At 69.0% G+C, this 21,469-nt stretch carries 20 protein-coding genes and 1 tRNA gene; 2 read left to right on the top strand and 19 right to left on the bottom strand.

Annotation, left to right across the window (positions count from 1 at the left end):
• Positions 1–42: 42 nt before the first annotated feature.
• Positions 43–633 carry a TIGR03086 family metal-binding protein gene (locus C8E99_RS03395; protein WP_115931108.1) on the bottom strand — a complete coding sequence of 197 codons (591 nt, stop codon included), beginning with the start codon at positions 631–633 and terminating at the stop codon, positions 43–45.
• Between the two features lie 17 nt (positions 634–650).
• Entirely contained in the window at positions 651–1,043 is a 393-nt protein-coding gene (locus tag C8E99_RS03390) for an MmcQ/YjbR family DNA-binding protein (protein ID WP_115931107.1), read from the bottom strand.
• 135 nt (positions 1,044–1,178) lie between these two features.
• On the opposite strand from C8E99_RS03390, the gene helR reads away from it, so the two are divergent.
• Both helR and C8E99_RS03380 read left to right on the top strand, forming a co-directional pair.
• Positions 1,179–3,431 (top strand): RNA polymerase recycling motor ATPase HelR, encoded by a 2,253-nt coding sequence (gene helR / locus C8E99_RS03385; RefSeq protein ID WP_245952059.1) that lies wholly within the window; start codon positions 1,179–1,181, stop codon positions 3,429–3,431.
• A 66-nt stretch (positions 3,432–3,497) separates the two neighbouring features.
• Positions 3,498–5,021 carry an asparagine synthase-related protein gene (locus C8E99_RS03380; RefSeq protein ID WP_115933187.1) on the top strand — a complete coding sequence of 508 codons (1,524 nt, stop codon included), beginning with the start codon at positions 3,498–3,500 and terminating at the stop codon, positions 5,019–5,021.
• 83 nt (positions 5,022–5,104) lie between these two features.
• Here C8E99_RS03380 and C8E99_RS03375 read toward each other — a convergent pair whose 3' ends face one another.
• The 17 genes from C8E99_RS03375 to rplU form a co-directional block, all read right to left on the bottom strand.
• Positions 5,105–6,055 (bottom strand): glycine betaine ABC transporter substrate-binding protein, encoded by a 951-nt coding sequence (locus C8E99_RS03375; RefSeq protein ID WP_115931105.1) that lies wholly within the window; start codon positions 6,053–6,055, stop codon positions 5,105–5,107.
• A gap of 79 nt (positions 6,056–6,134) precedes the next feature.
• Positions 6,135–6,944: an ABC transporter permease gene (locus C8E99_RS03370; RefSeq protein WP_115931104.1), complete on the bottom strand. Its 810-nt coding sequence runs from the start codon at positions 6,942–6,944 to the stop codon at positions 6,135–6,137.
• Complete coding sequence (locus tag C8E99_RS03365) at positions 6,941–8,143, bottom strand: ABC transporter ATP-binding protein (protein ID WP_115931103.1); 1,203 nt, start codon at positions 8,141–8,143, stop codon at positions 6,941–6,943. Before C8E99_RS03365 ends, C8E99_RS03370 begins: the two co-directional genes overlap by 4 nt.
• A complete protein-coding gene (locus tag C8E99_RS03360) occupies positions 8,140–8,784 on the bottom strand; it encodes an ABC transporter permease (protein ID WP_115931102.1) in 645 nt (214 codons plus the stop codon). The genes C8E99_RS03365 and C8E99_RS03360 overlap by 4 nt, the downstream gene beginning before the upstream one ends.
• Positions 8,785–8,852: 68 nt before the next feature.
• A complete protein-coding gene (gene glsA / locus C8E99_RS03355) occupies positions 8,853–10,685 on the bottom strand; it encodes a glutaminase A (RefSeq protein ID WP_115931101.1) in 1,833 nt (610 codons plus the stop codon).
• Positions 10,686–10,707: 22 nt separating this feature from the next.
• Entirely contained in the window at positions 10,708–12,393 is a 1,686-nt protein-coding gene (locus C8E99_RS03350) for a ribonuclease J (RefSeq protein WP_281269054.1), read from the bottom strand.
• A gap of 178 nt (positions 12,394–12,571) precedes the next feature.
• A tRNA-Ala gene (locus C8E99_RS03345) sits at positions 12,572–12,647 on the bottom strand.
• 160 nt (positions 12,648–12,807) lie between these two features.
• Positions 12,808–13,422 (bottom strand): histidine phosphatase family protein, encoded by a 615-nt coding sequence (locus C8E99_RS03340; protein WP_115931100.1) that lies wholly within the window; start codon positions 13,420–13,422, stop codon positions 12,808–12,810.
• Between the two features lie 73 nt (positions 13,423–13,495).
• Positions 13,496–13,942 carry a ribosome silencing factor gene (rsfS, locus tag C8E99_RS03335; protein ID WP_115931099.1) on the bottom strand — a complete coding sequence of 149 codons (447 nt, stop codon included), beginning with the start codon at positions 13,940–13,942 and terminating at the stop codon, positions 13,496–13,498.
• 118 nt (positions 13,943–14,060) lie between these two features.
• Positions 14,061–15,224, bottom strand: coding sequence for a hypothetical protein (locus C8E99_RS03330; protein WP_115931098.1), 1,164 nt, complete (start codon positions 15,222–15,224; stop codon positions 14,061–14,063).
• On the bottom strand, positions 15,221–15,937 hold the full coding sequence (gene nadD / locus C8E99_RS03325) for a nicotinate-nucleotide adenylyltransferase (RefSeq protein ID WP_245952431.1): 717 nt from the start codon (positions 15,935–15,937) through the stop codon (positions 15,221–15,223). The genes C8E99_RS03330 and nadD overlap by 4 nt, the downstream gene beginning before the upstream one ends.
• Positions 15,938–15,991: 54 nt before the next feature.
• Positions 15,992–16,219: a hypothetical protein gene (locus C8E99_RS03320; RefSeq protein WP_115931097.1), complete on the bottom strand. Its 228-nt coding sequence runs from the start codon at positions 16,217–16,219 to the stop codon at positions 15,992–15,994.
• A 116-nt stretch (positions 16,220–16,335) separates the two neighbouring features.
• Positions 16,336–17,694, bottom strand: a complete 1,359-nt coding sequence (locus tag C8E99_RS03315; RefSeq protein ID WP_115931096.1) for a glutamate-5-semialdehyde dehydrogenase — start codon at positions 17,692–17,694, stop codon at positions 16,336–16,338.
• A 10-nt stretch (positions 17,695–17,704) separates the two neighbouring features.
• Complete coding sequence (gene proB, locus C8E99_RS03310) at positions 17,705–18,865, bottom strand: glutamate 5-kinase (RefSeq protein WP_115931095.1); 1,161 nt, start codon at positions 18,863–18,865, stop codon at positions 17,705–17,707.
• Entirely contained in the window at positions 18,858–20,510 is a 1,653-nt protein-coding gene (obgE, locus tag C8E99_RS03305) for a GTPase ObgE (RefSeq protein WP_115931094.1), read from the bottom strand. The genes proB and obgE overlap by 8 nt, the downstream gene beginning before the upstream one ends.
• Before the next feature lie 189 nt (positions 20,511–20,699).
• Positions 20,700–20,960 carry a 50S ribosomal protein L27 gene (gene rpmA / locus C8E99_RS03300; RefSeq protein WP_115931093.1) on the bottom strand — a complete coding sequence of 87 codons (261 nt, stop codon included), beginning with the start codon at positions 20,958–20,960 and terminating at the stop codon, positions 20,700–20,702.
• A 44-nt stretch (positions 20,961–21,004) separates the two neighbouring features.
• Positions 21,005–21,313 (bottom strand): 50S ribosomal protein L21, encoded by a 309-nt coding sequence (gene rplU, locus C8E99_RS03295; RefSeq protein ID WP_115931092.1) that lies wholly within the window; start codon positions 21,311–21,313, stop codon positions 21,005–21,007.
• Between the last annotated feature and the right edge of the window lie 156 nt (positions 21,314–21,469).

Genomic DNA, 21,469 nt, shown 5'->3' with positions numbered 1-21,469 from the left:
GGCGAGCAGGTAGCAGGCGGTACTGGTGTGAGGCCGCACGGCTCAGTGAATCGGCGGCCGCCACCCGGGATCGCGGCCGGACAGGCCCAGCACCCGATCCAACTGGGGTGCCTCCGCCGGCACCGGGACCCGGGGGCCGAAGAGCCCTTCCCGTTCGCCCGGCTCCTCCGGGATCCCGGCGCAGAATTGCTCGACGGCGTCCAGCGCCTGCTGCTCCACCGCATAGTCCTGGCCGGTGGCCACCGCCAGGTCCCAGCCGTGCAGCACGACCTCGTCGAGGGCGACCAGCAACGCCACGTCGGACGGCATGGTCTGCGCCCCGGCCGTCGTCGTTCCGGTGCGTGCCCCCGTCTCGTTCCAGGCGGCGGCGAGGTTCTCCAACTCGGCCGGCAGGGCCTCCCGCCAGTCCCCGGGAAGTTCCAGCCGCGACGGGTCCGGGGCCGTCTGGGTGGTCGGTCCATCGATCTTGCGGGCGGCGTCACGGAAGGCGATGGCCAGGCCGTGCAGATGCGCCAGGAGCAGGTGGACGGGCATCTGGGGGCACGGCGTGGGGGCATAGTGGTGCGCGTCCTCGATCCCGCGCACCACGGCAGCCACCCTCCGCGTGCTCTCGGTGAGGTCGATGCTGGTCATGGTGGGTCCCTCTCTCACTAACGGGCCGGTGTGGTGGTGCCGAAGGTCTCGGGGTCCACCGGGCGGGCGTGCCGTGGCAGTTTCTCCACCACCAGGCGGTAGGAATCGAGCACGAGTTCCCCGACCAGTCCGCCGGTGATGGTGTCCCCGCCGGTCACGGTGATCCAGTGCCTCTTGTTCATGTGGTAACCGGGGGTGACCTCGGGATGGGCCTGGCGCAGGGCGCTGGAGTCCTCGGGCTCCGCCTTGAGGTTGACGATCGGTTCGCCGTCCAGTTCGGCCAGGAACATGAACATCCGGCCCTTGACCTTGAACACGTCGCTGTCCGGGCCGAAGGGCTGGTCCACGGTGACGGCGGGGAATTGGAGGGCCGCGTCCCGGGCGATCCGGTGCACTGTGGTTCCGTTCATGGTGTCCGTTCCCCCGGTGGTCGTATGGGGGCGAATCCCCTCCGCCATCTTCAGACTATGCCCGAGCAGGGGCCTTGCCGCAAGGCCCCCCGGTACTGCCAGAATCGCCGGGTCGAATCAGATCGGAGCCGTCCCGTGACCACAGCCCACCATCGCACCAGCACCTCAGCCTTCGCCCTCCCGGAACACCTCTCCGCCAAGTCGGATCCGGACCTGGTGGCGGACGACGACGCCCACTTCGCGGCCATCGCAGCCTCCCTCGGCCGCCGTCGCGCCGAGGACGGCAGCCGCCTCGACGCCCTGCGCCGGCAACCGCGTGGCAGCGGCGAGTATGCCTTGGAGCGGGATGCCGAGATCCGCCGGCTGTCCTCCCGCCTGCTCCTGCTCCGACGGTTCGGTCTGGACCTGGTGCTGGGCCGGATGGTCTCGTCCGACGGCAGCGGCACTACCGTCTACGTGGGACGCACCGGCCTGACCGACGGTGATGGACACCGTCTGCTCATCGACTGGCGCTCCCCTGCGGCCGAGCCGTTCTTCGCCGCCACCCACGCCCATCCCCTCGGCCTGGCCAGCCGCCGCCGCTACCGGTGGACCCGCGGGCGCATCACCGACTACTGGGACGAGGTCTTCACCACGGAGGGACTGTCCGGCGGACTGCAGGTCCACGCCGCACTCGACGACCAGTCCGCCTTCATCGCCAGTCTCGGCGCCCACCGGACCGAGCGCATGCGGGACGTGCTCGGCACCATCCAGGCGGACCAGGACGCGATCATCCGCGCCGGTTCGCGCGGGGCGCTCGTGGTCGACGGCGGCCCTGGCACCGGCAAGACCGTCGTCGCCCTGCACCGCACGGCACACCTGCTCTACGCCGACGAGCGGCTGCGCCGCCACCGTGGCGGCGTGCTCTTCGTGGGCCCCCACGAGCCCTACCTGGCCTATGTCGCGGACGTGCTGCCCTCACTCGGCGAGGACGGGGTGCTCACGACGACGGTGCGCGGCCTGCTCCCGGAGGGGGCCTCGGCTCCCGCCGAGGCGGATCCGCGGGTGGCCGATCTGAAGGCTCGCCGCGACCTGGTGGACGCCGTGGAGCCGGCGGTCCGGCTGTATGAGGAACCTCCGGCCGAGCCCCTGCTGGTGGAGGCACCGTGGGACGAGGTCTGGTTGTACCCCGAAGACTGGGCCGAGGCCTTCGATGCCCCTGACTCCGGCACCCCGCACAACGAGGCCCGGGAGGACGTCTGGGCGGCGCTGCTCCAGATCCTGGTGGAGACCCACAGTGCCGCAGCGCACCCGAACGCTGCCCAGGACGAGGAGAACGGGGGGCCGTCCACCGAGCTGCTGTACCGATCCTTCGAGGGGAACGGCGACCTGCGGGCTGCCTTCGCCCGCGCCTGGCCCGTGTTGCGTGCGGAGGAGATCGTCGGAGACCTGTTCACGGTGCCCGCCTACCTGTCCCGGTGCGCCCCGGCACTGGAGCCGGCCGAGGTGCGATCCCTGCAACGCGCGGACCCTCAGGCCTGGACGCTGTCCGACCTGCCGATCCTGGACGCGGCCCGCCGCCGCATCGGTGATCCGGACACGGCCTGGAAACGCCGCGCATGCGACCAGGCGCGCGAGCGGAACCAGGCCGCCATGAACCGGGTGATCGACGAACTGGTGGCCGCCGACGACTCCGAGCTACAGGAGATGACCTCCCTGAAGACCGAGGACATCCGGGACAAACTGGTCGTCGACGAGGACCTGCCGGCGGAAGTCCGTGACCCACTGACGGGGCCCTTCGAGCACATCGTGGTGGACGAGGCACAGGAACTCACCGACGCCGAGTGGCAGATGCTGCTGGACCGGTGCCCGTCCCGGAGCCTCACCATCGTCGGGGACCGCGCCCAGGCCCGGCAGGGGTTCACGGAGAGTTGGCGGCAACGGCTGGAGCGCGTCGGGGTCGGGCCGGTGGAGATCGCCACGCTCACGATCAACTACCGCACACCCGAAGAGGTCATGGCGGAGGCGGCCCCCGTGATCCGGGCCGCGATCCCGGATGCCAACGTGCCGACCTCGGTCCGGGCCTCGGGGAACGCGGTGCGCCACGGCACCGTGGGCGAGCTGGACCAGGTGCTGGACGCCTGGCTGGAGGAGCACGACCAGGGTGAGGGCGCCGCCGTCGTGATCAGTGCGGACGGGACCGCCGCGGCAGACGCGATTCAGGGCAAGGCGCCGATGGCGGGGCGGGACCGGGTGCGTTCCCTGACGCCCGCCCTGGCCAAGGGCCTCGAGTTCGACCTGGTGATCCTGGTCAACCCCCAAGACTTCGGTACCGGGATCGAGGGTGCGGTGGACCGGTACGTGGCCATGAGCCGCGCCGCCCGGCAGCTGGTGATCCTGGAGGACTGAGGGTCGTCCTGGAAGACTAGGCTGGAAACCAGACGTACCGGTTTTCTCGATCAGGGGTGGATGTCCATGTCAGGCGTAGTCGCAGCCCACGGTTCCTTTGATCCCCGCCGCGGCCAGCGGATGCTGGACCGGCTGGCCCACCGCGGCCCGGACGGGGCGGGCAGCCGGGAACTGCGCCGGTCCTGGCTCGGCAGCAGGTATCTGTCCATCGTCGATCCGGTCTCCGGCGACCAGCCGCTGTCCGGTGGACGGGACGGTGGGCTCTGGGTCGTCGGGGACGGCATGATCCACAACCACCGCCGGATCCGCGAGCGGCTGGGTGACGGGCGATTCCGTACCGACTCGGACCTGGAAGCCGCGATCGTCCTCGTCGAGGAGTACGGCGCCGAGGCCTTCGAACACCTGTGGGGACCCTTCGCCCTCGTGGTCGCCGGCGCGGACGGCCGCTTCGCCGCGGCCCGTGACATCCTCGGGCTGGCCCCGCTGTACTGGGTGCACGAGGGTGAGACAGTGGTGTTCGCCTCGGAGCTGAAGGCCTTCGACGAGGATCAGCGCCCCGCGGTGCGGCCCTTCCCGCCCGGACACTGCTGGACCCCGCAGGAGGGGCTCAAACCCATCCGGCGCTTCCCCGGCACCACGCCGGTGCTCCTGCAGAGCCGGTCCGCGGACGACGAGCCGCCGGCCTGGGTGTTCGATGCCCTGCGCGAGACCCTGATCCGGGCCGTGGACCGCAGCCTGGCCAGCCGGCAGCGTCCCGGGGTGCTGTTGTCCGGTGGCGTGGACTCCAGCATCATCACCGCCATCGCCGCCCGGCGCGGCGATTGGGCGTCTGCACCGCTGAAGACCTTCGCCGTCGGACTCGAGGGCAGCGGGGATCTCGCGGCCGCCCGGATCGTGGCCGAGCACTGCGGCACGGACCACCACGAGCTGGTCTACACCGCCCAGGACGCCATTGAGGCGGTGCCCGAGGTCGTCGCCGGACTCGAGTCCTTCGATCCGAAGCTCGTGCACTCGGCGGTGCCCAACTACTTCGTCTCCCGCCTGGCGTCCCTCCACGTCAAGATCGTCCTCGTGGGCGAGGGCGCCGACGAGCTCTTCGCCGGGTACACCCACTACGGGCGCCATCGTGAGGGGGCCGAACTGCACGCGGAACTGCTGGAGACCCTGCAGGGCATGCATATCGGCGGTCTGCAACGGGTGGACCGCGTGGCCGGTGCGCTCGGGGTGGAACCCCGCCTGCCGTTCCTGGACCTGGACATGGTGGAACTGGCGATGGCCCTGCCCCCGGAATGGAAGCTCGTGGGACGGGACCGGCCGGCCAAGTGGTTGCTGCGCAAGGCCTTCGACGGGTGGCTGCCGGACGAGGTGCTGTGGCGCCGCAAGGAACAGTTCGGCGAGGGCACCGGCATGAACGACGTCCTGGCCGAGCACTTCGGCCAGACCGTCAGCGACGACGACCTGGCGGCAGAGGCGGACGCCCTGACCCCTCCGGTGCGCACCCGGGAGGAACTCGCGTACTACCGGATGTTCGAGGCCGTCCTGCGCGGCGTCAACGCCCAAGAGACCGTCGGCCGGTTCCCGGAGGCCTGATCAGGCCCGGGAACCGGCCGAGCTTCGGTGCGATGGCGGGGGGCGCTGCGGTCAGTGGCGGAGGCGGTCAGTGGCGGAGGCGGTCAGCCACCGATGAGGCCCTGGTCCTGGAGCCACTCCTCGGCCACGTCCCGCGGATCCTCGCCGTCGGTGTCGACCTTGCCGTTGAGCTCCATCATGGTCTCGTTGGTGAGCTTCTCCGAGATCGGGGCCATGATCTCGGCGATCGCCGGGTACTCGTCCAGGGTCTCCTGGCGCAGGGTCATGGCCCCCTGGTACTCGACGAAGAACTCCTGGTCGTCCTCCAGGATCACCATGTCGTTCGACGCGACCCGGGCGTCGGTGGAGAACACCTCACCGAACTCGCAGGTGTCCCCGACCTGCGTGTAGATCAGGTTCAGTTCGAGCTCCACGATCTCGGAGAACTCGAAGCCGTAGGCCTCCTCCAGCCCGGGCAGGCCGTCATCACGGTTGATGAACTCGCTGGCCGCACAGACGCGGGCCTGGTCCGGGTTCGCGTTGATGAACTCCGCCGCATCGGACTGCGTGACCAGGCCGTTCTCGTCAGCGAAGTCCTGCTTGACGGCGATGCGGTAGGTGTTCTCGAACGGGGCCGCGTCCAGCCAGGCGATGCCGTTCTCCGCGTCCGCCTCCGAGACAGCCGCGAACAGGTCCTCGGGCACCTCCTCGGTGGTGTTGCCGAGGATGTTGACCCACCCGGTGCCGGTGTAGTCCCAGTAGAAGTCGATCTCGTCCGTCTCCAGCGCCTCGCGGACGGTGGCACTGCCCGAGATCCCGGTCTGGTCCTCGATGCTGGCCCCCGCGTCCTCCAAGGCGAGCGAGGTGATCTGGGACAGGACGACGGACTCGGTGAACTCCTTGGAGCCCGCGGTTAGCTCGGCCCCGTCCAGCGTGCCGGCGTTGGCGCTGTCCCCGCCGCCGTCTCCGCCGCCACAGCCGGTCAGCAGCAACGCGGCCACCGCCGTCAGGCCGATGCCGCCGAGCGTGGTCTTGCGGGTCGTTGCGTTTCTCATGTCAGTTCCTCATTTCAGTGCGATCACTGGATGATCGGTGCGATCGGGTGCGGTCAGGATGCGGTCACGGTGCGTTCGTTCAGGTCCTGGCGGACCGGAGTCCCTTGGGCTGGAGCAGGTTCTCGGCCAGTCCGGCGAGGTAATCGATGAGCAGGGCCAGCACCGAGGTCAACACGGCACCGACCACCTGCACCAGCACCCGGTTGGTGGAGAGTCCGGCCATGATGACGTCACCCAATCCACCGCCGTTGATGTAGGTCGCCAGCGTTGCCGTGCCCACGTTGATCACCAGGGCAGTGCGGACGCCCGCCAGGATCACGGGCACGGCCAAGGGCAGTTCCAGGCGACGCAGGACCTGGAACCGGGACAGGCCCATGCCCCGCCCTGCCTCGAGCACGTTCTCGTCCACCTGTTCCAGTCCGACCATGGTGTTCAGCAGCACCGGGATGATCGCGTAGAGCACCAGGCCGACGATCGCGGCCTGGAACCCGAGGAACAGGAACATCACGGCCAGCAGCACGAGGACGGAGATCGTCGGCACCGCCTGGCCCAGGGTCAGGAGGGTGATGATGAACGGACGGACCCGACGGGTGAATGGCCTGGTCAGCAGGATGCCCAGCGGGACGGCGATCAGAAGCGTGATCACGGTGGACACCGCGGTGAGGGCCACGTGCTCCCCCACAGCCGTGGACAGGGCAGCGGCATTCAGGGAGCGTGCCTCGATCGAATCGAGTTCACGGCCGTTCACGTAGAGGTACAGGGAGACCAGGACGACGGCCAGGATGAGGGGCATCGTCAGGTAACCCACCCATCCGCGCCTCCCGGCGGCGGGCGGGGTCAGGGTGACGACGTCGGTGTCCCGGACCCCGGCGGAGGTGGCCGTGCTCATGGCGTCGTCCTCCCGTCCGCGAACTCGGTGCGGGCCTCGGCGACGGCCGAGTGGCGCATGGAGCGGATGGCCTCGTTGATCTGCTCGATGTCCACGACCCCCTGGTGGCGCCCGTCCTGATCCACCACGACGGTGACGGCGTAGCGGGCGGCGATGAGCTCGTTGAGCGCGTCACTCAGGGTGGCCCGAGACTCCACGACGGCCTGGGGGACGGTACCGATCTGGTCCAGAGGCTGCCCGGCGCCTCGTCGAAGGTCGTCGGCACCGACCCAGCGGGCCGGGCGCCCCTCCGTGTCCAGCACGAGGACCGCACTGTGATCCGATTCGCGCAGGACCCGGTGCGCCTGTTCCACGGAGTCCGCTGCGGACACCGTGGGCCAGGACGCGAGCTCGATGTCCCGGACCCGGGACAGGCTCAGCCGCTTCAGAGAGGCGCCCCCACCGATGAAGTCACGCACGAAGTCGTTGGCCGGTGCGGTGAGGATCTTCTCCGGGGTGTCGTACTGGGCGATCGAGGAGCCCTCCTGCAGGATCGCGATCCGGTCCCCCATCTTGATGGCCTCATCGATGTCATGGGTGACGAACACGATCGTCTTGCGCACCTCGGACTGGAGGCGGAGGAACTCGTTCTGGAGGCGTTCGCGGGTGATGGGGTCGATCGCTCCGAAGGGCTCGTCCATCAACATCACCTGCGGGTCGCCGCCGAGGGCGCGGGCGACCCCGGCGCGCTGCTGCTGCCCGCCGGAGAGCTGCTTCGGGTAACGGTCTCGGTACTCGTCCGGGTCCATGTTGACCATGCTCAGCAGCTCGTCCACCCGGGACCGGATGCGGGAGGCGTCCCAGCCCAACAGCTTCGGCACGGTGGCCACGTTCTCGCCGATGGTGAGATGCGGGAACAGGCCGGTCTGCTGGATGACGTAGCCGATCCTCCGGCGCAACTGGTCCGCGTTCGTGGTGGTGACGTCCTCGCCGCCCAGGATGATCCGGCCGGAGGTCGGTTCGATGATCCGGTTGATCATCTTCATGGTGGTGGTCTTGCCGCAGCCCGAGGGCCCCACGAGGACCACGATCTCTCCGGCGTGGATGTCCAGGGTGAGTCCGTCCACGGCATTGCGCTGCGTCCCGGAGAATCTCTTGGTCAGGTTCTCGAGGCGGATCATGACCTCGGGTTCCGGTGCGGTCTGCGGTGTCTGGGTCATCGGATACCTCGCGAAGTAGTGAGTCGCTGGACGGTGTAGAAGATCAGGTCGAACAGGACGGCCAGCACGATCACACCGAGGGTGCCGGCCAGGACCATGTTCACGGCCACGGGGGTTCCCACCCGGGCCAGCCCGGTGAAGATCATCTCGCCGTAGCCCGGCCCGTTGACCACCGCGCCGATGGCCGCGATGCCCAGCAGCACGAGGGTGGTGACCCGGACACCGGTGATGACGACGGGCCAGGCCAGCGGCAGTTCGATCCGCAGCAGGCGCTGCCGCCGGTTCAGTCCCATGCCCTGGGCGGATTCGATGACGGCTGGGTCCACCTCCCGCAGCCCGGTGATCGTGTTGCGCACCACCGGCAGCAGGCCGTACATCACCAAGGCGAACAGCACGGGCGGCCAGCCGAGGCCGAGCGGCCCCAGCAGCAGGATGAACAGGGCGAAGGACGGGATGGTCAGGAACGTCCCGGTGATCGCGAGCACGAACTCCCGCGGACGCTCCGTCCGATAGGTGGCGATGCCCAGGGCCACGCCGATGACGGTGGCGATGAGGACTGCTGCACCGACGATCGCGGCGTGTGCCAGACCCATCTCGAGCAGGTCGTCTGCCCGGTTCCCCAGGAACTCGAGGAATTCCACGGCTGCCCCCTTTCGAGACGAATAATGCCTGATGACGACTATAGTTCAGCGATTTTCCGCGGTACGTCTCAGTAGGTCAGGCGGACGGCGGCCTCGCGCAGATAGCGGTCCACGAGCGTGTAGGCGTCCCGGGTCAGGGCGCGCCACAGTTGCAGCGCCAGCGCCGGATCGTCCTGTTCCAGCACCTCGATCGCCTCCGGGGTGAGGACCATGAGCTCGACCTCGCCGACGGCCTTCTCCGTGGTCTCCTGCCGGTCCGCGGTTCCGAGGGCGAGCTCGCCGAACGTCATTCCGGATCCCAGCGTGTTCAACCGCACCCGCTCACCCAGGGGGTTGGTGGCGATGGTGTTGATCTGTCCGGAGACGATGAAGTGCACGCCGCCGAAGCGCTGCCCGACCCGGCGGATGACGTCCCCGTCCTCGTGGAGCCGGTGTTCCATGAGTCCGGCCAGCCGTTCACGGTCGGCCGCCTCCAGGAGGTCCAGGGCCGGTGACTCGGTCACCGGGACCCGTTCCGTGGCCGAGATCGGCGCGCCGTAGCGTTCCAGCAGGGCATCCTCGCAGTGTTCGACCGCCTCACCGAGGCCCCGGAAGACCGGCACCGGGGCGGCGCGATCTTCAGGGCCGGCGTCGGGATGGAAGATCAGGGCGGGTGCCTCCTCACCGGTGACGAGGACCAGTTCCCGTCCGCCCGCGGCCAGCTGCCGTTGGAGGCCGGTGATCATCTGGAGGGCGAGCCGGCCGGCGTCGTACACCTGCCGCAGGTCCAGGACCACGAAGACGACGCCGTCCTCCAGTTCGCTGACCGCGCGGACCAGTGATTCGGTGCCGGCGAAGAAGAGGTCTCCGGTCACCTCGATGATGCGGGCTCGGTCTCCGTAGCGCTCCAACACCGCGGCCTCCTCCTCGGTGCGCCGCACGCGGGAGGGGAACCGGGAGATCTCCATGGTGTCCTTGACTGCGGACCGCCCGCTGCGGGCGGCGCGCACGAAGTGCATCTCCATGTCCTTCGACACCCGCCGGCAGGTCTCCAGCCCCCGGACGCTGTTGCCGTGCCCGTCCAGCGGGGGCGAGAAGACGGCCAGGCCGGCCTGGCCGGGCAGCACGGCCAGCGTCCCGCCGCCCACCCCGGACTTCGCGGGCATGCCGACGCTGCTGACCCAGGCGCCGGCGTCGTCGTACATGCCGGAGGTCATCATGACGGACAGGACCCGTTCCACCACGTCGATCTCGAAGACCTGCTCCCCGCTGACCGGTTGCGTGCCACCGTTGGCCAGGGTGGCCGCCATCATGGCCAGGTCACGGCAGGTCACCTGGACGGAGCACTGGCGCAGGTAGTTCTCCAAGGCGCGGCTGGGATCGTTCTCGATGACCTCGACGGAGCTGAGCAGGTAGGCCAGGGCATGGTTGCGGTCACTGTGCCGGATCTCCACGTCGAAGACCGAACGGCTGCTGGACAGGTCCCGCCCGGCGAACCGCGAATAGGTGTCCACGATCCGGCGCACGGCGGACTTGCCGCCGCCCCCACGGATCATCGAGGCCACCGCCAGCGCCCCGGCATTCACCATGGCGTTCGGCGGCCGGCCTGTCACCGGGGCCAGCGAGATCTGGTTGAACGGGTCCCCGGAGGGTTCCACGTCCACCTTCTCGTCCACGGCCTCGAAGCCATAGTCCGCCAGGGCGAGCCCGTAGCTGAACGGCTTGGAGATCGACTGGATCGAGAACTCCTGGTCGGCGACCCCGACCGAGTAGACCTGGCCGTCCACGGTGGCCAGGCAGATGCCGAAGTCCTCGGGGTTCGGCTCCCGCCCCGTGGGGTGCACCTGGTAGGGCTCTCCCCCGCGCAGGCGCTGGACGTCAGCGAGCAGCGACTCGAGGTACTCCTGGATGGGCGATTCCATGCCCCAACCGTAATAGCTCGGGTCAGGCGTCGATGACGACGACCGTCAGGACGGGCGCCCGGCGGTAGGCACGATCGAGGTGGCGAGCCACGGTGTCGCCGATCAGCTGCTCGAGCTTGTCGAGGTCGTCGATCTCGGACACGGACGGCTTCGACAGCGCGATGGAGACCTTCTTGGCCGCACCGTCGAAAATCACCTTGTCCTGGATGAAGCCCTTGGTGACGAACTCCAACGGCTCGGCGAGCTGGTTGGTGTCCGCGTCCACGAGGGCCACGACCGTCACCGAGCCGCCTTCCTGCAGCGACGTGCGCTCCTTCAAGGTCTCCTCGGTGACCTTGCCGACGGTGTGGCCGTCCACATAGACCAGGCCGGCCTCGACCTGACCGGAGACGGCCGCCTTGCCGTTGACCAGGTCCACGGTGGTGCCGTCCTTGACGACCAGCACGCGTTCCGGGGCGATACCGGTCTTGATCGCGAGCTCGGCGTTGGCGTGCAGGTGCTTGGACTCACCGTGCACGGGCATGACGTGCGTGGGCTGCACGATGTTGTAGCAGTAGACCAGCTCACCAGCGGAGGCGTGTCCGGAGACGTGCACCTTGGCATTGCCCTTGTGCACCACCTTCACGCCGAGGTCGGTGAACTTGTTGATGATCCCGTAGATGGCGTTCTCGTTGCCGGGGATCAGGGAGCTGGCCATCAGCACGGTGTCGTCCGCGCCGAGCTTGATCTGGTGAGTGCCGTTGGCCATCCGGGACAGGGCGGCCATCGGCTCGCCCTGCGAACCGGTGCTCACCAACGTCACCTTGTTGTCCGGCATGGACTGCAGCTTCTTGAAGTCCACCACGAGCCCGCGCGGGATCTTGAGGTAGTCGAGTTCCCGGGCGATGCCCATGTTCTTGACCATGGACCGGCCCACAAAGGCGACCTTGCGGCCATGAGCGTGCGCGGAGTCCAGGACCTGCTGGATCCGGTGCACGTGGCTGGCGAAGCTGGAGACGATGATTCGTTTTGGCGCGGTGGCGAAGACCTGGTCGATCGCCGGGGTCAGATCGCGCTCGGAGATCGTGAAGCCGGGCACCTCGGCGTTGGTGGAGTCGGTGAGGAAAAGGTCCACCCCCTCCTCGCCCAGGCGGGCGAAGTGCCGCAGGTCGGTGATGCGCCCGTCCAGCGGGAACTGGTCCATCTTGAAGTCACCGGTGTGCAGGACCAGGCCGGCAGGGGTGCGGATGGCGACGGCCAGCGCATCCGGGATGGAGTGGTTGACGGCCACGAACTCGAGTTCGAAGGGACCGGTCTGGTGGAGGTCTTCGGCCTCCACATGGACCGTCACCGGCGTGATCTTGTGCTCGGTGAGCTTGGAGGTGATGAAGGCCAGCGTCAGCTGCGAACCGATCAGGGGGATGTTCGGGCGTTCCTTGAGCAGGTAGGGCACGCCGCCGATGTGGTCCTCGTGCCCGTGGGTCAGCACGATGCCGACGATGTCATCCCAGCGTCCCTGCAGGGACGTGAAGTCCGGCAGGATGACGTCGATCCCGGGCTGGTGCTCCTCGGGGAAGAGCACACCGCAGTCGACGATCAACAGCTTGCCGTTGTACTCGAAGACGGTCATGTTGCGTCCGACCTCGCCGAGGCCTCCCAGCGGCGTGACCCGCAGCCCCCCGGAAGGAACGCCGGACGGGGACTTGGACTTGCGGGGCGAACGGGCCAAAGGATCACGCTTTCATCGGGATTGTTTCAAGACTGGGGGACCATGCCGACTGTACGGAACCGGCATGGACGCGGACCGCTACAGGGAGATCAACTCCCCATGCTACCCCTCACGGTGGTGCTCCGCCGCTCCGAGGTAACGAAAAAGCTCTTGTTCCGGAGAACAAGAGCTTTTCATCTGGTGGAGGTAAGGGGATTCGAACCCCTGACCTTCTCCATGCCATGGAGACGCGCTACCAACTGCGCCATACCCCCAGATGCGCTGTTCCGGTCTTCCCGTTTCCGTTCCGTCCGAAGCAACTCCACAAATATACACAGCACTCCGCGCGCTCCGCAAATCGACCGGATCCCCTGTGGCCGAGGGCACAGGACCCGCCGTTAGCGCGCCGGCCTTCCCCCGTTGATCACTCGTTCATCACGCGTTGTAGGCCTCGATCCGCCACCGCCCGGGGCGCTGTGGCGAGCCCTCGAGCACGATCGCCGCACCATTGCGCAGCCGCTCCAACCGCCCCATCCCGGCCGCGTCCATACCCGTCAGGAGCGTGGCAGCGGCTCGGAGGCAATTGCCGTGGGCCGTGACCAGCATGGTCTCCGGCGTGCCGAGAGTGGACTCCGCCTCCCCCACCATGCGGGTGATGGCGGTGACCACCCGGGTGCCGGACTGCCGCGGAGTCTCCCCTCCCAGGGGGCCGTGGTCCAGATGGGAACTGCGCCACGTGGTCCAGTCGTCCGGCCACTGGGTCCGGATCTCCGTGAAGCTCAGGCCCTCCCAGGTACCGCCGCCGGTCTCCATGAACTCCTCGTGCAACACCAGGTCCAGACCACGGCCGTCCACCACGGATTCAGCGGTGGCGCGAGCACGGACCAGGGGTGAGGACGCCGCCAGGTCGAAATGGTGGCCGGCCAACCGGCGCGCGGCTTCCGCGGCCTGGGACCGGCCGACGTCGTCCAGGGGGATATCGGTGTGTCCCTGGTAGCGCTCCTCGGCGTTCCACGCCGTGCGGCCGTGCCGCAACAGGACCAGTCGCATTCCGTCTCCCCCGTTCAGTGCCGTTCAGTGCCGTTCAGCACTGGTCCGTTCCGCTCAGATCCGCGGGCGGCGATCAGTCCTGATCCCGGCTGGGGGTCCAGTCCCGCGGGCCCTCGTCCGGGTCCACGGCGGAGCCGCCCTCGTCCGCGGCCACGCCATCGGCCAGGCCGAGGTCGACCAGAGGAGCGTCCTTCCAGAGGCGGTCCAACGCATAGAACACGCGCTCCTCCTCGTGCTGGACGTGCACCACGAAGTGGCCGTAGTCCAGCAGGACCCAGCGGCCACCGGCCTTGCCCTCGCGGCGGATGACATCCAGCGTGAGCTGCTGCGTCAGTACGTCCTCGATCTCATCCACCACCGAGACGACCTGACGTTCGGAGCCGGCGGAGGCAATCAGGAAGGCGTCGGTGAGGCCCATCTGCTGCGCCACGTCCACGGCCACGATGTCCGTGGCCTGCTTGTCTGCGGCGGCCTGTCCGGCCAGTTTGAGTGCGGTCAGGGTGGTCTCGGGAATGGTCATAGGCACCTCGGTGTGGATCGGTCAGCGAACGGGTCGGATGAGTGAACTCAGGAGAGTAGCGGAAAGAAGCAGTGAAGAGCAGTGGAAAGGACGGAAGGAACGGTGGAGGCGAAGGCCGTCAGAAGACGATGGCGAGGATCAGGGCGACCACGAGGATCAGGACCACGATTCCGGCCACGATCATCAGGGTCCGCTCGCGTGCGGACCATTCGGAGGCCTGGATGGAGTCGAGTCCATGCGCGGACTGCGCGTCCACGGGCTCGTGCCGGGCGGTGGGAGAGACTGCCCCCCGCTTCGCTGCTGCAGAGTCAGCCGCCGGCTTCGCTACGGTCGGTGGCCTCGTCACCGAGGTCGAAGCGGTCTGCGGAGCCACCGACGGGACCTGGCTGATGAGGCCGGTGTTGAGTTGCCGCGCCTTCTCGGCCAACAACTCCTGCTCCCGGAGCAGGGCCGGATCGACCGTGGAGGGGTCCGCCCCTGCCGTGGCCGCGATCCGGGCTGCCAGCGCGGCACCCTCCGCGGCGAGGGATTCCCGGGTGAACGACCGTCCAGCGGAGGTGCCCGGAGCCGCGGACGTAGCCGTGCCGGCGTCGGTCATCTCAGCGGACTCCGCCACAGCACCGGAGGGAGCCCCTGCCGGCGCCTCGGCCCGGCGGGCCCGGGTGGCCTCGCGGCGGGTGGTCGGCATCGTAGCGACCTGCTGGCGGCGCCATTCGCGCAGTTGGCGCCGCGAGAGCGGCTGGCCGTCAGGGCCCACGGGGACGCCGTCACGGTCCAGCGTCACGTCCTCGGGCAGCCGATCAGCTGAGGAGGCGGCCACCGGCGCGGTGGACGGCTCCCCCGGCCCCCTGGCCCCACGATCCGCTGCACCGGTGGCCCGGCGGGCCTTCAACGCGGGCCGGTCCGCGGGGGCGGTGTCTCCGCCGGCCGAGGGCACCGCCTCGGTCGAGGACTTGATGGCGTAGTCACCGCCTCCGAACTCACCGGCGGCGTAGATGACGCGGGGCAGCTGTCCGGTGAGGGGGCCGACGTCGGCGGGGCTGATGGAGGTGGCCGGCAACTCCAGGATCGTCGCCTTGGAGAGACCGCCGGCCGGGGAGCCCGCATCGCTGTCGGCACGGCGGTGCTGGCGCAGTGAGCGCCGCGTCGGCAACGGCTGCTCGGACGGGTTCCCCCGGGTGGCAGTCGGGGCCGATTCCGTCCCGGGGGTGCCGCGCTTGATCACGGGCTTCCCCAGACGCGGGTTGGCGCCCTGGGTCTTCTGGTCCTGCTGATGACTCATACGGTGGTTCCCGGCGTCGATGCTGTTGCAGCAGCCGGGTCCCCGGACTGCCGTGGTGTGTCCGGGAGCATTTCGGATGGGCGGCTCCCCCCGGTGAACGGCTCCTGACCCTCACCGCTGCCGCCGCCCAGTCCCCCTCCGGGGATATGGGCGGACGGGAGGTACAGGTTGTGCTTGGCGATGTACTGGACCACACCGTCCGGCACCAGGTACCAGACCGGTTTGCCGCCCTGGACCCGGACTCGGCAATCGGTGGAGGAGATCGACATGGCGGGGATCTCCATGAGCTTGATGCCGGTCTCCGGCCCCAACTCCACCAGGTCGTGTCCCGGACGGGTCACGCCCACGAACTGTGCCATGTCCCAGAGCTTCTCGACGTTCTTCCAGGTCATGATCTGCTCGAGGGCATCGGCGCCGGTGATGAAGAACAGCTCGGCCTCGGGCCGCAGGGTCTTCAGGTCGCGCAGGGTGTCCGCCGTGTACGTGGGGCCGGGCCGGTCGATGTCCACGCGGGACACCGTGAAGCGGGGGTTCGAGGCAGTCGCGACCACGGTCATGAGGTAACGGTGTTCGGCGGGTGACACCCTCCCCGCGTCCTTCTGCCAGGGTTGGCCGGTGGGCACGAAGACGACCTCATCCAGGCCCAGCTCGGAGGCCACCTCGGAGGCGGCGACGAGGTGACCGTGGTGGATGGGGTCGAAGGTGCCGCCCATGATGCCCAGGCGGAAGCGACGGTGGGTCACAGCGAGATGCGGTTCCGGGGTGGATCAGTGGCCGGAACGCTGGCCGCCGTGGCCAGCCGATCCGTGGACGTTGACGTCAGTGGCCGGCGCGGGGTGGCGCTTCGAGACGGAACGAAGGGACATGGTGGCCACCAGCATCAGCATCAGGATGGCGAAGGTTCCCACGCCGAAGACCCAGTCCGGCGCGATGAGCTCGTTGACCACGTGGGCCTCTTCAGCGGCAACGGCCACGGCCGCGGTGATGTTCTGCATCTGGTGGTTCTCCCTTAACACTGCTAAGACTGCTCTGACGGCCGGCGCCCCGGCCGCGTATCACGGTGATGTCTGCGGTCCATCCTAGTACGTTCCCCGCAGGGCTCCGGCCCGCGTCAGGATCGGACTTGGCCCTGGCCGCGCAGCACCCACTTGGTGGTGGTGAGTTCCTCGAGGCCCATCGGCCCGCGTGCATGCATCTTCTGGGTGGAGATCCCCACTTCGGCGCCGAGCCCCAGCTGGCCGCCGTCCGTGAAACGGGTGGAGGCGTTGACGATGACGGCGGCGGAGTCGATCTCGGCGACGAAGCGGTCCGCGTTGGCCAGGTCGTTGGTCACGATGGCTTCGGTGTGCCCGGTGGACCAGTGGCGGATGTGGTCCATGGCCTCGTTGAGCGAGCCCACGGTCTTCACGGCCAACTCGAGGGCCAGGTACTCGGTGCCCCAGTCCTCGTCCGTGGCCGGCGTGGCCGTGGCCTCCGCCCCGGCGGGCAACCAGGCCCGGGCACCCTCGTCCACGTGCAGGAGTACCCCGGCCCGGTGCAGGGCGCGCAGCACCTCGCGGCCGGCCTGCTCCGCACCGGCGTGGATCAGCAGGGTCTCGGCGGTGTTGCACACGGAGACCCGCTGGGTCTTGGCGTTCAGGGCGATGTCCACGGCCATCTTCACCGGAGCCGACTCGTCGATGTAGAGGTGCACGTTGCCCTCACCGGTCTCGATGACCGGCACCTTGGCGTTGCGGACCACGGACTGGATCAGCTCCCGTCCGCCGCGCGGCACCAACACATCCACCGAACCCCGTTCGGACATCAGGGCCGTGGCCCCGTCCCGCCCGTACTCGTCGATCCCCTGGACGATGTCTGACTCGAAGCCGTGGGCCAGTGCCTGTTCCCGCAGGATCTGGATCAGCACCGTGTTGGTCTCGCGCGCGGCGGAGCCGCCGCGCAGGATCACGGCATTGCCGGATTTCAGGGCCAGACCGGCGATGTCCACGGTGACATTGGGGCGCGCCTCATAGATGGCTCCCACCACGCCCAGGGGGACCCGCAGCTGGGTCATGTGCAGACCATTGGGCAGGTCCCGCCCGCGCACCACGTTACCGACCGGGTCCGGCAACGCCACGAGCTCCTCCAGGGCGGCGGCCAGGGCCTCGATCCGTGGCCCGTCCAGGCTGAGCCGGTCGAGCATGGCCTCCGAGGTGCCCTTCTCGCGGCCGTTCTCCACGTCTTTGTGGTTGGCCGCCAGGATGGCCGAGGCGTTCTGACGCAGTGCGTCCGCCATGCCCTGCAGCGTCTCGTCCTTCCGGGCCCGACGCGCGGTGGCCAGTTCCGGACGCGCCCTGCGGGCCCGCTCGGCCACCGCGAGGATCGCCTCGCGGATCTCCTGTGGCACCGAGGCAGCAACCGGTTGGCCGGTCGACCCGGTTCCGGAGGATGAGTCGGTGACGGGGGCGTTGTTCTGGGCAGTCGTGGACATGCACCCCAGCCTAGCGCCGGGGCCGTGCCCTCGTCGGCAGTCGGACACAATCGTCGGTGTGCACCACGGGCCGCTGGTACTCCGGCCCGAACTCCTCGCGCAGCTGGACCGTGTGGCGTCCGAGCATGGCCGGAAGCTCCGTCGAGGAGTAGTTGACGAAGCCACGGGCCACCACGGTACCGACGGCGTCTGCCAGCTCCACCGGGTCGCCAGCCTCGAAGGCCCCTTCCACCCCGGTGATCCCGGCCGGCAGCAGGGACCGGCGGTTCTTCACGACCGCGGCGACCGCGCCGTCGTCGAGCACCACGCGGCCCTGCACCTCGGCGAGCAGGCCGAGCCAGATGCCGCGCGCGGACTGCCGCCGCCCGGAGGCCTGGAACCACGTCCCCACGTCCTCACCGGCCAGCGCGGCCTCGGCGTTCTGCGCCGAGGTGACGATCGCGTGAATCCCCGAGCCGGTGGCGATCCCGGCGGCGTCCACCTTGGTGACCATGCCCCCGGTCCCGACGCCGGCCGGCCCGGTCCGCCCGATCTGCACCGTGTCCAGGTCCGCCTTCGAGACCACGTGGGCGATGCGTTCGGAGCTGGGGCGCGACGGCGGCGCGGTGTACAGGGCGTCGACGTCCGTCAGCAGCAGCAGCGCATCCGCGCGCAGCAGGTTGGCCACCAGGGCCGAAAGCCGGTCATTGTCCCCGAACCGGATCTCCGCGGTGGTCACGGTGTCGTTCTCATTCACGATCGGGACCACCGACAACGCCAGCAACCGGTTCAGGGCCCGGTGCGCATTGGTGTACTGGGTGCGGCGGATCAGGTCCTCCGCGGTCAGCAGCACCTGGGCCACCTCGGTGCCGTGCCGCGCAAAGGAGGCCGTGTACTCGGCGAGCAGCTTGCCCTGCCCGACGGCGGCGGCGGCCTGCTGCGTGGCCAGGTCCCGGGGGCGCTTGCCCAGCCCCAGGGGATGGATGCCCGCGGCGATGGTCCCCGAGGACACCAGGATGACCTCCGTGCCGCGGGCGCGGACAGCGGCGATCGTGTCCACGAGCGAGTCAATGGCTTCCCGGTTCACACCCGTGGGGGTGGTCAGGGAGGAAGAACCGATCTTGATGACCAGGCGGCGGGCCAGGTGCAGGGTGTCCCGACCCGTCACCGGATTGGGGACCTGCTCAGCCATGGGAGTCCTCGCGGCCGGTGGTCTCTTCGGCTTCCCCGGCTGTGCCGGCCGTGCCGGCCCTGTCGGACTCCTCGTCGCTGATACCCGCCAGGCGATTGATCTCCTGGTCCACGGCCCACACGCCGGTGCGGCGCTCACTCTCGAGCTCGGCCTGGGTCGCGGCGCGGGCGGCCTTGCGCTCCTCGTAGTCGCGGCGCTTGTCCTCACGGGTGGGACGGTCGCGTTCCTCCATGCGGAGGTCTGCTCCGCGGGGGCCGCCGAGCAGCTCGGCACCGGCCGCCATGGTCGGCTCCCAGTCGAAGACCACCCCGTTGTCATCCGAGCCGATGACCACGGCATCGCCGGGCCTGGCGCCCTGCTTGAACAGTTCGTCCTCCACGCCGAGGCGGTTGAGGCGGTCGGCCAGGTAGCCCACGGCCTCGTCCACGGTGAAGTCGGTCTGGGCCACCCACCGTTCGGGCTTGACGCCACGGACGCGGAACAGGGGCTCGAGGTTGCGCTCCTCACGGCGGATCTCGAACTCACCCCTGCGGCCCTTGCGCGAGCGGACAGAACGCGGGCGGATGACGTCCGGTTCGGCGATCTCCTCGGGCTCGGGCAGCCGTTCGCGGGCCTGGCGGACCAGGTCGGCCATGGCGAACTTCAACGGGTCCAGTCCCTTGTGGGAAACGGCGGAGACCTCGAACACCCGCAGTCCACGCGCCTCCAGGGTGGCGCGGACCATGTCCGCCATGTCCTGGCCGTCCGGAAGGTCGGTCTTGTTCAGCGCGATCAGCCGGGGGCGCTCGTTCAGTGGGATGACGCCCTGGCCGCCGTGGGCGAAGGTCGGCTCCACGGCGTAGGCGGCGAGTTCTGCCTCGATGGCTTCGAAGTCGGAGAGCGGATCCCGGTCGGACTCCAGGGAACCGCAGTCCAGCACGTGCACCAGGGCCGCACAGCGCTCCACATGGCGCAGGAATTCCAGGCCCAGGCCCTTGCCCTCGGAGGCACCCGGGATCAGGCCCGGGACGTCGGCGACGGTGTATCGGGTCTGCCCGGCCTGGACCACGCCCAGGTTCGGCACCAGGGTGGTGAAGGGATAGTCGGCGATCTTGGGGCGGGCCGCGGAGATGGAGGCGATGAGGGAGGACTTGCCGGCAGAGGGGAAGCCCACCAGGGCCACATCCGCCACGGACTTCAGCTCCAGGACGATGTCCCGCTCTTCCCCGGGGATGCCGAGCAGGGCGAAGCCGGGGGCCTTGCGCTTGGCCGAGGCCAGCGCCGCGTTGCCGAGGCCGCCCATGCCTCCCTCCGCGGCCACGAAGCTGGCACCGTGGCCCACGAGGTCGGCAAGGATGTTGCCCTCGTCGTCCTTGACCACCGTGCCGTCCGGCACGCTCAGCGTCAGGGACTCGCCGTTGGCGCCATTGCGGAAGTCGCCCATCCCGGGACCGCCGTTGCCACCATGACGGTGCGGTGCGTGGTGGTAGGAGAGCAGCGTGGTGGTCTGGGAGTCCACGACCAGGGTGACGTCTCCGCCGTCCCCGCCGTTGCCGCCGTCCGGACCGCCCAGGGGCTTGAACTTCTCCCGCTTCACGGAGGCCACGCCGTGGCCTCCGTGTCCGCCGGAAACGTGCAGGACCACTCGGTCCACGAAAGCCGCCATGGCCGCCTCTCCTGAAAAACTTCTCGGTACCACCCGTGCGGTGGTGACCAGTCTTGCGCAGATCGCTGCGCTCCGGGGCGGAGCACAGTGCGCGTTAACCACTGCGGCGGAGGCGGGCCGCAGTGGCCCACCCCCGCCGGAGCGTTGAACTACTGGGGGATCACTCCCCCGGTGCCGTCAGCTGAATGATCACTCAGCAGCGGCAGTAACGATGTTCACGACCTTGCGGCCACGACGGTTGCCGAACTCGACGGCGCCGGCGGACAGGGCGAACAGGGTGTCGTCCTTACCGATGCCGACGTTGGCGCCCGGGTGGAACTTGGTACCGCGCTGGCGGACCAGGATCTCGCCGGCGTTGACGGCCTGGCCGCCGAAACGCTTGACGCCCAGGTACTGTGCGTTCGAATCGCGGCCGTTCTTGGAGGAACTACCGGCCTTCTTATGTGCCATGGTGCAATCCTTCGGTGTTTATCTCGGGGACCTGGAAGTCCGGATCAGGCGATCGAGGTGACCTTGACGGTGGTCAGCTCGGAACGGTGACCCTGGCGCTTCTTGTAGCCGGTCTTGTTCTTGTACTTCTGGATGACAATCTTCTTGCCACGGGAATGGTCAACGACCTCGGCAGTGACCTTGACCTTGGACAGGTCATCAGTACCGGTGGTCACCTTGTCCCCGTCCACCAGCATGACGGCGGAGAGCTCCAGGGAGCTTCCGGCCTCAGCGGCAACGCGGTCAAGGGTAACGAGGTCTCCAACGGAGACCTTTTCCTGGCGGCCGCCAGCGCGGACAATCGCGTACACCACTTGGGACTCACTTCTCTCGACATTTACGAATCTGTTCGGCTGCAACCCGGCCAGCCCAAACCAGCGGTGTCCGGCCGGCAAAGGCGGACGGTCCCGGACAGCGGGGGCAACGGCTCACGGCGTACCGGCGGGCTTTCCAACACCCAATTCACCGGG

The organism is Citricoccus muralis (genome assembly GCF_003386075.1).
Classification (GTDB): domain Bacteria; phylum Actinomycetota; class Actinomycetes; order Actinomycetales; family Micrococcaceae; genus Citricoccus; species Citricoccus muralis.
This window is presented reverse-complemented; position numbering and strand designations above follow the sequence as displayed.

What these genes read in the sequence shown, in the direction of transcription:
- C8E99_RS03395 (WP_115931108.1), bottom strand. Translation starts at nt 633, where the DNA reads ATGACCAGCATCGACCTCACCGAGAGCACGCGGAGGGTGGCTGCCGTG.
- C8E99_RS03390 (WP_115931107.1), bottom strand. Translation starts at nt 1,043, where the DNA reads ATGAACGGAACCACAGTGCACCGGATCGCCCGGGACGCGGCCCTCCAA.
- C8E99_RS03380 (WP_115933187.1), top strand. Translation starts at nt 3,498, where the DNA reads ATGTCAGGCGTAGTCGCAGCCCACGGTTCCTTTGATCCCCGCCGCGGC.
- C8E99_RS03375 (WP_115931105.1), bottom strand. Translation starts at nt 6,055, where the DNA reads ATGAGAAACGCAACGACCCGCAAGACCACGCTCGGCGGCATCGGCCTG.
- C8E99_RS03370 (WP_115931104.1), bottom strand. Translation starts at nt 6,944, where the DNA reads ATGAGCACGGCCACCTCCGCCGGGGTCCGGGACACCGACGTCGTCACC.
- C8E99_RS03365 (WP_115931103.1), bottom strand. Translation starts at nt 8,143, where the DNA reads ATGACCCAGACACCGCAGACCGCACCGGAACCCGAGGTCATGATCCGC.
- glsA (WP_115931101.1), bottom strand. Translation starts at nt 10,685, where the DNA reads ATGGAATCGCCCATCCAGGAGTACCTCGAGTCGCTGCTCGCTGACGTC.
- C8E99_RS03340 (WP_115931100.1), bottom strand. Translation starts at nt 13,422, where the DNA reads ATGCGACTGGTCCTGTTGCGGCACGGCCGCACGGCGTGGAACGCCGAG.
- rsfS (WP_115931099.1), bottom strand. Translation starts at nt 13,942, where the DNA reads ATGACCATTCCCGAGACCACCCTGACCGCACTCAAACTGGCCGGACAG.
- C8E99_RS03330 (WP_115931098.1), bottom strand. Translation starts at nt 15,224, where the DNA reads ATGAGTCATCAGCAGGACCAGAAGACCCAGGGCGCCAACCCGCGTCTG.
- nadD (WP_245952431.1), bottom strand. Translation starts at nt 15,937, where the DNA reads ATGGGCGGCACCTTCGACCCCATCCACCACGGTCACCTCGTCGCCGCC.
- C8E99_RS03320 (WP_115931097.1), bottom strand. Translation starts at nt 16,219, where the DNA reads ATGCAGAACATCACCGCGGCCGTGGCCGTTGCCGCTGAAGAGGCCCAC.
- C8E99_RS03315 (WP_115931096.1), bottom strand. Translation starts at nt 17,694, where the DNA reads ATGTCCACGACTGCCCAGAACAACGCCCCCGTCACCGACTCATCCTCC.
- proB (WP_115931095.1), bottom strand. Translation starts at nt 18,865, where the DNA reads ATGGCTGAGCAGGTCCCCAATCCGGTGACGGGTCGGGACACCCTGCAC.
- obgE (WP_115931094.1), bottom strand. Translation starts at nt 20,510, where the DNA reads ATGGCGGCTTTCGTGGACCGAGTGGTCCTGCACGTTTCCGGCGGACAC.
- rpmA (WP_115931093.1), bottom strand. Translation starts at nt 20,960, where the DNA reads ATGGCACATAAGAAGGCCGGTAGTTCCTCCAAGAACGGCCGCGATTCG.